The organism is Microcystis sp. M079S1, assembly GCF_020246425.1.
Taxonomy (GTDB): Bacteria; Cyanobacteriota; Cyanobacteriia; order Cyanobacteriales; family Microcystaceae; genus Microcystis; species Microcystis aeruginosa.
In genome coordinates, this window is sequence record NZ_JADBSZ010000174.1 from 1 (window position 1) to 7696 (window position 7696).

Below are 7696 nucleotides of genomic sequence, written 5' to 3' on the forward strand. Positions count from 1 at the left end.
TCCGAGCAATAGTGCCAGGGAAATGCTCAAAAAGCAGTCTTTCTATCGGGAGCATGGGGTATTAGAAATGTTTTTCTATGACCCAGACTCCCATGATTTCTGGGGATTGGTGCGGGCCAATCAGCAAGAGGATTTTTTCCCAGTAACGGCCTTGAATTTTCCCTGGACTTCCCCAATCCTAGGGATTCGGTTTGAGATGTTTGAAGAGGGTTTAGAGGTCTTTTATCCCGATGGGGAACGATTTAAAGACCCTGAAACCCTCTTTGAGGAGCGCAACCAAGCACAACAAGAACGCGATCGCGCTTTTGCCCGATTACGGGAATTGGGCATTGACCCGACACAGTTGTGACTATAGCGTTTTTCAGTCTGCTGAGGTACAAAAGTTATGGGTTTTAGGCAAAAGGCAAGAGGCAAAAGGGAAGAAAAACAGGTGTACCTCACTAGCTTAGGAAACGCTATATAATTAATCTTCAGCGGAGATACCGTCATCTTCCACCACTGCTTCGGTGATAGGAGAGGGGGGAATTTCCGTTAGGGGAGATAAATCGGCCGGGGGGGCCACCACGCGATCGAGTTTTAGGGTTAAATAACGAATAACCTCATCACTTAAACGCATGGCCCGTTCCATGGGGGCGACTTGTTTGCCGCTGGCCTGATAATTCATCTGCACATAGACACCATCATTGAGTTTTTTGATGGGATAGGCCAGACGTTTTTTACCCCACACCTTAACTTGAATGTCTGTGGCGCTGTGTTCGGTAATCAGAGTCCGATAACGTTCCACTTGTTGCTGAACGACTTCTTCCCCTAAATCGGGACGGAGAATGTAAAGAGTTTCGTAGTTATTGCTCATCTCAGAATCCTTATGGACTAGAAGGCTTCTTTGTCAAGACCGGAGGTTAATTGATTTTAATAACTCTCTAGCTTTTAATAAAGAAGCAAGGATATATGATCATACTACTATCCGAGAGTCGATCGCTAGTCATTCCCAGAAAAATATGGCGCAACGCTATGTACGAGTGAAACATCGTCAAGGACAAATCTTCTACGGACTGTTACAGCTAAACCGTAGCGTTGCTGTCTTTGATGTCCCTCCCTGGCAAGGAGGGCAACTAACCAAGCTAGAATTAGAACCTGATAGCTACCAACTATTAGCCCCCTGTTTCCCGTCGAAAATTATTGCCGTGGGCAAAAATTACCGCGCCCACGCCGCCGAGATGGGAACACCTGTACCGGAAGAACCGCTTTTATTTCTCAAGCCACCGACGACAATTATCGCCGATGGTGAAACTATTTTTTATCCGCCCCAATCGGAAAGAGTGGATTATGAGGGAGAATTGGCATTAATTATCGGAGAAACCGCCAAAAACTGCACCACAGCCCAGGCCAGAAGCAAAATCTGGGGTTATACCATTGCTAACGATGTCACCGCTAGGGATTTACAGAAAAAAGATAGCCAATGGACGCGGGCGAAAGGATTTGACAGTTTTTGTCCCCTCGGCCCCTGGATTGTCCGGGAATTGAGTATCGGGGCGCAATTAACCACTTTTCTCAATGATGGCAGCGAACCCAAACAAAGCAGTTATCTCAGCGATATGGTCTTTCCTCCCGATGTCTTGGTGGCTTATATCTCTCAAGTGATGACCCTGCTGCCGGGGGATGTGATTTTAACGGGAACTCCCGAAGGAATCGGACCGATGCAGGTGGGGGATAAGGTTCGGGTGGAAATAGAAGGCATCGGGGTTTTGGAAAATAGCGTCATGGCAGCAGAAATCAATTAGCGATAATTAACAATCCTAGCGAATACGGCGGGGTCTAGACTTGCCCCACCGACTAAAGCCCCGTTTATCTGCGATTGAGCCATAATTTCATCGATATTATCGGGTTTTACCGAACCACCGTACTGAATGGTTACTTCGGGATTATCTAATTGTTGCCGAATCAAACCGATAACGCGGTTAGCTTCCTCGCTTTCGCAGGTTTCCCCCGTCCCAATCGCCCAGATGGGTTCGTAGGCGATAACGAGGTTGTTTTGGTCAACATTGACTAAACCCCCTTGAATTTGCTTGATAATTACCTTTTCCGTTTCTCCGGCATCTCTTTGGGCTTTACTTTCTCCCACGCAGATAATCGGGATTAAACCTTGTTTTTGGGCAGATATAACCCTTAAATTGACGGTTTCATCGGTTTCGCCGAAATATTGCCGGCGTTCACTGTGACCGATAACCACATAGTGAACCCCAATTTCGGTTAACATATCCGCCGAGATTTCGCCCGTATAAGCCCCCGATTTTTCCCAGTGGACGTTTTGCGCCCCCAAGCGAATACGACCGCCGTGGAGGGTTTTAGAGAGGACAGCTAAAGCTGTGAAAGGGGCGCAAAGAACTACTTCTCGGTCGTCGGGGGTTTCATCTAGATGGGATTTAAAATCTTGCAAAAACTCCAAAGCTTCTCTCTGGGTTTTGTGCATTTTCCAGTTACCTGCAATAACAACTTTCGGCACAGCTTAATTAATTTAGTAGATTTGATAATTTATGGTACATTTTACTGTAAGCCTTTTTGTTACCCTAAGCAAGATCACCGATAATCGCTGTTTGTCGTGAGCAGATTTTTTTAATACTTTTACCCGTACCTAGGGTTTGCTGAATAAATCTAAAAACTTTGTTTGATAAGGCTTTTAGACTTTTTTGACCTCAAAAATTGCCTACCATTGGAGGGATCGGGGGTAAAATTCCTGGACTTTTTCCCTGAAAATTAGGTAACTGACCACCTCAAAATCGGTAAAACCCTACACCCTACACCCCACACCCCACACCCTGCCCCCACGAAAAACTTTTTGCCGCAAACCCTACCTATGCCCTAATCCCCTACTAAATCCTCATGCGAACCTTAGCGATCGGCGATATTCATGGTTGCTCGAAAGCTCTAGATCACTTGCTAGAGATCGTCAATCCCAAACCGCAAGATACTTTAATCACCCTCGGTGATTACGTTAATAAGGGCAGAGACTCGAAAGGGGTGATTGATCGCCTGATTTCCCTACATAAACAGGGAAATTTGATTCCCCTCAAGGGTAATCACGAGATTATCATGCTACAAGCCCGTAACAACCCCCTCAAACAGCGTCTCTGGTTAGAAAAAGGCGGTAAAGCCACCCTCAAATCCTATAGCGAAGGCCACCTGATTAAAATTCCCGAATCCCACTGGGATTTTTTAGGAAAAGTCTGTATAAATAGCTACGAAACTGCCAATCATTTATTTGTTCACGCTAGTCTCGATCCCCATCTACCCCTAGCCAGACAACCAGAATACAAACTCTTTTGGGAGAAATTTCAATATCCCGCCGCCCATAGTTCGGGAAAAACCATGATTTGCGGCCATACCAGCCAAAAAAGCGGGAAACCGATTAATCTCGGCCATGCCATTTGTATCGATACTTGGGCCTACGGCCAAGGCTGGTTAAGTTGTTTAGATGTGGAAACGGGGAAATTGTGGCAGGTTAACCAGCGAGGAAATTTTCGGATTAGCCAGATTCAAGATTATTATCTTCCATCCTCTCTACGTCAGGACATTAAGGACGGTTCGCCGATTTTTGGCGGTTCACTCTTGTCGAGAGCGGCAGCAATAACATTTAAGGGCAAATAACTGGGGTAAACTCCCTCGCGAGCGCGTTCAATATCCGTTTCCTCTAGGGGAAGTTGGTATTTAATCGCAATTGCCTTGAGGATATCGCCGCGATCGATCACTCCCGCTAAGGCGGAGGCTGGTGTTAACACCGTGATCATGCGGTCCGGGATGGTTTCCAATTTTTGCACCACTGTCACTAAGGGGGTTTTTTCCTCAACACTGGGAATTTCCGCGAGGGGATGGGCAATATCAAGCAGTTGTTTTTCTGACCAGAAACTCCGCTCGATCGCCTGTAAATCTTCCACCCGAATTAATCCCCGATAACGCCCCTCGGAAGCGGCAAAATAAGCAGTATTGGCAGCCGCGCGGTCTAAAACGTATTCTTGGGCGAATTCCTGTAGGGTTTGATGGGCGTTTAAAACCCGCAAATGTCTGCTCATCACCTCTCCCGCTGTGAAATTGAGGAGACTTTCCTGTAAATTAGTCAAATTATCGTAGGCGCTGGCATTTCTGAGGATAAACCAGCCCATTAATCCTAACCAGGCACCCCCCACATCTGCCGTCAAGAGAACCAAGAAAATCCCTAAAATAATCCCCAACCAACCGATGAATTGACCACTGATCGCAGCCCAATGTAAACCCTTCCAGCGATCGCCAGTCGCTTGCCAGACCATTGCTTTGAAAATTTGACCCCCATCGAGGGGTAAACCGGGGATAAGATTAAATAGAGCCAAAAACAGGTTAATTATCGCTAAATGCCCGCATATATAAGTTAAATTGGCGTTTAAATAGGGTAAGTGACTGGCTAGGGATAAGAGACAAAACAGGAGAAAACTAACGGCGGGTCCAGCGATCGCTACTTGCAGGGCCTCTGGAGGAGTCCGAGATTCTCGATCGATCGAGGCCATACCTCCAAAGAGAAACAGGGTAATGGAATTGACCTCAATGCCTTGGCAACGAGCCATGAAACTATGACCTAATTCGTGGAGTAAAACCGAGATAAACAGCAATAAAGCCATGATTAAACCAAGTAACCACGCTAAAACAGAACTCTGGGCGGCCAGAGACTGAATTTCTGCATCAGTGGCATTGATCAAGGTGACAAAAGCCAGAATCAAAAACCACGAGGAATCAATATAGAGAGGAATGCCCAATAAAGAGCCGATTCGCCAATTTGTACGCATAATTTTCAGTGAGGAAATGGGGAAGTGGGGAAATGGGGAAGTGGGGAAGTGGGGAAATGGGGAAGTGGGGAAGTGGGGGAATTCAACTAAAACCCTAAAACCCTAACCCCTAACCCCTAACCCCTAACACCTGTACCCTTTTAAGACATTTGGAAAATAAAAGTCATTTTGTCCCCTTTACCGAGGGAAATGCGATCGCCAGCCCGGAGACGATGACGATTACCGGGGGGTAGGGGAGTGTGATTAACGTAGGTTCCGTTAGCGCTGCCGCTGTCTTCGAGGTAATAGATGCCCGCTTCGACGCGGATATCGGCATGAACCCGGGAGACGATATCAGAATCGGGAAAACCGGAAACATCGATATCGGGGGGAATGCGATCGTTAGGTTTGCCGATATGAATTACCGATAGATGTAGGGGTAATTCAATTTTGCTATCGGTTTGCAGGTGCTGCAAACTAGCTATTTCCGTCTGTAAGCGGGTGGCAGCCCGAACCGGTGGGGGGGCAACAGGAGGAGGTGCGATCGAGGCGACGGTGGGTGTAGGGACTGGTGGGACGGGTTCAGGTTCCGATTCGGGTTGGGCTGCCACCATGGGAACGGAATTAGGCTGTAAATTGTAGCCACACTGACCGCAAAAGGTGGCATCAGTTTGGATGGTTGCCCCACAACTAGGACAGGAAGACATCCGCGGCAAGGGAGTGTAACAGGCCTCGCATTGACTGGCCTCATCGGGGTTAGTATGTTCGCAATTAGGACAAACGATCATTTTTAAGGAAAAAGTAAAAAGTAAAAAGTAAAAAAGCAGATTAGGGGTTAGGTTTTAGGGTTTTAGTTGAATTCCCCCATTCCCCTATTCCCCTATTCCCCTATTCTCTAGACAAAAGAGGAACCAGCGGCCGCATCGAGCAACCAATATAATTCCCCGGCCGGGGGGTGGATGAGACGGGAAGGATAGGAGAAAGAGTCACCATAGGCAGAGAAAATCTCATGTAGAGCGGGGCGTTTACTTTCGCCGGCAGCGATAAAGATCACACAACGGGCCTGATTGATTAGGGGAACAGTAAAAGTTAAGCGGGGATTGCCGTCTTTCTCGCCGACGGTGATACAGCGATCGCTGACCGTTAAAGCTGCCGTGTGGGGAAAGAGAGAGGCGGTGTGACCATCATCGCCCATTCCCAATAAAATCAGGTCAAAAACGGGAAAATCGGGAGAATTGACCCCAAACCATTGGCGGAGATGATCATCGTATTTTTGGGCGGCCAGCTGGGGATCGGGGTCATCCGTGGGAACATGATGAATATTAGCGGCCGGGATCGGTATGCGATCGAGCCATGCTAACCGGGCCATGCGTTGATTACTGTCAGGATGATCGGGACTAACGTAGCGCTCATCTCCCCAGAAAACGTGAATTCTTGACCAGTCGAGGGGTTGAGAGGATAAAGCCTCGTAGAGAGGTTTCGGGGTACTACCGCCAGACAGAGCGATGGTAAAATAGTCCTGTTGGTCGAGGCTGGTTGTGATTTTTTCCAGAACCAGCGCCAGAGATTTTGCGATCAGAGCTTGTTTATCAGCTAAAACTTCCACCAATTTCTGCATGGGTTTTGTTATCAACTCAGGGGGCTGTCTTTACTATAGGCTAACCATTCAGGACTCATCTGAGAGCTTGGGAAAATTTTATTCTTTGACAGCCTCTGTCTTAGGTAAGAGATACGGGGGGAAACCTAGTCTGAGAGCTTGGGAAAATTTTATTCTTTGAAAGGGATTAAGTTTACCGATACCATATTGAGGTAATATTTCTAGAGTCGATTCTCGAAGGGGGTTGACAAGCAGAACGATTTAACCATAGTGTTGGGCAGGAGGTCGAGCGAGAGTTAATTAGAAATTGCAGTTTGTCAGAGTGCCTCTCGGCAAAATCCTTCTGGGAATCCCCAGCGAGAACTTTTAAACAGACTAGTCACTAACCCCGCCCTAAAAGGGACGGGGCTTGCCTAAACCAATTTAGGCGACGCAAGTAGAGACTACCGCATCGAGACACAATCTGGCCCAGACCTCCGAATACTTCCCTAGTTCGGATTCCCTCTCAGCTTTATTGGTAAAGCGTTGTTAGACAAGACATCTTGATTGTGTTGCGGTAAGGGACATTAACTTCACTCTTAAGGATTATCTCCATGGCAAGAGTTCCTGTTATCTCAAAAGACGGAAAACCGTTGATGCCCACCAAACCCAGTCGGGCCAGGCGGTGGATTAAAGAAGGAAAAGCTATCGGCAAATTCAACGACTTAGATATTTTCTATGTCCAGCTAACCGATGAACCTTCCGATAACAAAACCCAACCGATTGCCATTGGTATTGACCCGGGTAAATTATTCTCTGGAATTGGTGTTCAATCCTCCCTTTTTACTCTTTGGAAGGCTCACTTAGAACTTCCTTTTAAGCGAGTAAGAGAGCGCATGGACAATAGACGGTTAATGCGAAAAGGACGTAGAAAAAGACGGATTAACCGCCAACTTTCTTTTAATCTAAGAGTGCATCGACAAAAACGATTTTCAAATAGAAAACAAGGAAAATTAGCTCCCTCAATCAGAGCTAATCGTCAACTTGAACTTCGAGTCGTTTCTGAACTAACCAAAATCTATCCAATTACCGATATTTACTTTGAGTACATCAAAGCCGATATTGATCTAACTTCTGGTAGAAAAGGAGCTAAGTCTGGAAAAGGTTTCTCGTCGGTTATGGTTGGACAAAAATGGGCAATTGAGCAACTGTCTCAATTGGCAACAGTCCATACTCGCTTTGGTTGGCAAACCTCTAATCTCAGAAAATATTTGCGACTAGAAAAGTCCAAAAATAAAGCAGAACAATCACCAGAAAGTCATGCTAACGA

8 protein-coding genes and 1 pseudogene are annotated in these 7696 nt (G+C 46.6%); 4 read left to right on the forward strand and 5 right to left on the reverse strand.

All coding sequences use genetic code 11. The features are described from left to right. Positions 1 to 349: pseudogene (locus tag IM456_RS11275) on the forward strand (Uma2 family endonuclease); the annotation flags it as partial. Between the two features lie 114 nt (positions 350 to 463). Here the strand turns inward: IM456_RS11275 and rpsF are convergent. Further along, positions 464 to 853: a 30S ribosomal protein S6 gene (gene rpsF / locus IM456_RS11280; RefSeq protein WP_004163403.1), complete on the reverse strand. Its 390-nt coding sequence runs from the start codon at positions 851 to 853 to the stop codon at positions 464 to 466. Between the two features lie 145 nt (positions 854 to 998). Between rpsF and IM456_RS11285 the strand changes: the two genes are divergently transcribed. Further along, entirely contained in the window at positions 999 to 1781 is a 783-nt protein-coding gene (locus IM456_RS11285; protein ID WP_287693352.1) for a fumarylacetoacetate hydrolase family protein, read from the forward strand. Here IM456_RS11285 and tpiA read toward each other — a convergent pair. Then, a complete protein-coding gene (gene tpiA / locus IM456_RS11290) occupies positions 1778 to 2503 on the reverse strand; it encodes a triose-phosphate isomerase (protein WP_150978231.1) in 726 nt (241 codons plus the stop codon). The genes IM456_RS11285 and tpiA overlap by 4 nt on opposite strands. A 377-nt stretch (positions 2504 to 2880) precedes the next feature. On the opposite strand from tpiA, the gene IM456_RS11295 reads away from it, so the two are divergent. Continuing rightward, the gene (locus IM456_RS11295; RefSeq protein ID WP_002760958.1) at positions 2881 to 3645 is read left to right on the forward strand and encodes a metallophosphoesterase family protein; all 765 of its coding nucleotides are present in this window, start codon (positions 2881 to 2883) and stop codon (positions 3643 to 3645) included. Here IM456_RS11295 and IM456_RS11300 read toward each other — a convergent pair. The 3 genes from IM456_RS11300 to pgl all read right to left on the reverse strand — a co-directional run bounded on the left by IM456_RS11300 (position 3564) and on the right by pgl (position 6408). Beyond that, on the reverse strand, positions 3564 to 4811 hold the full coding sequence (locus tag IM456_RS11300) for a site-2 protease family protein (protein ID WP_287693351.1): 1248 nt from the start codon (positions 4809 to 4811) through the stop codon (positions 3564 to 3566). The genes IM456_RS11295 and IM456_RS11300 overlap by 82 nt on opposite strands. 140 nt (positions 4812 to 4951) lie before the next feature. Continuing rightward, on the reverse strand, positions 4952 to 5578 hold the full coding sequence (locus tag IM456_RS11305) for a double zinc ribbon and FHA domain-containing protein (RefSeq protein ID WP_149986907.1): 627 nt from the start codon (positions 5576 to 5578) through the stop codon (positions 4952 to 4954). Between the two features lie 107 nt (positions 5579 to 5685). Then, positions 5686 to 6408 carry a 6-phosphogluconolactonase gene (gene pgl / locus IM456_RS11310; RefSeq protein ID WP_147072236.1) on the reverse strand — a complete coding sequence of 241 codons (723 nt, stop codon included), beginning with the start codon at positions 6406 to 6408 and terminating at the stop codon, positions 5686 to 5688. Positions 6409 to 6980: 572 nt separating this feature from the next. Between pgl and IM456_RS11315 the strand changes: the two genes are divergently transcribed. Beyond that, positions 6981 to 7696: RRXRR domain-containing protein (locus IM456_RS11315; protein WP_287712776.1), on the forward strand; the 716-nt coding region annotated here is incomplete at its 3' end.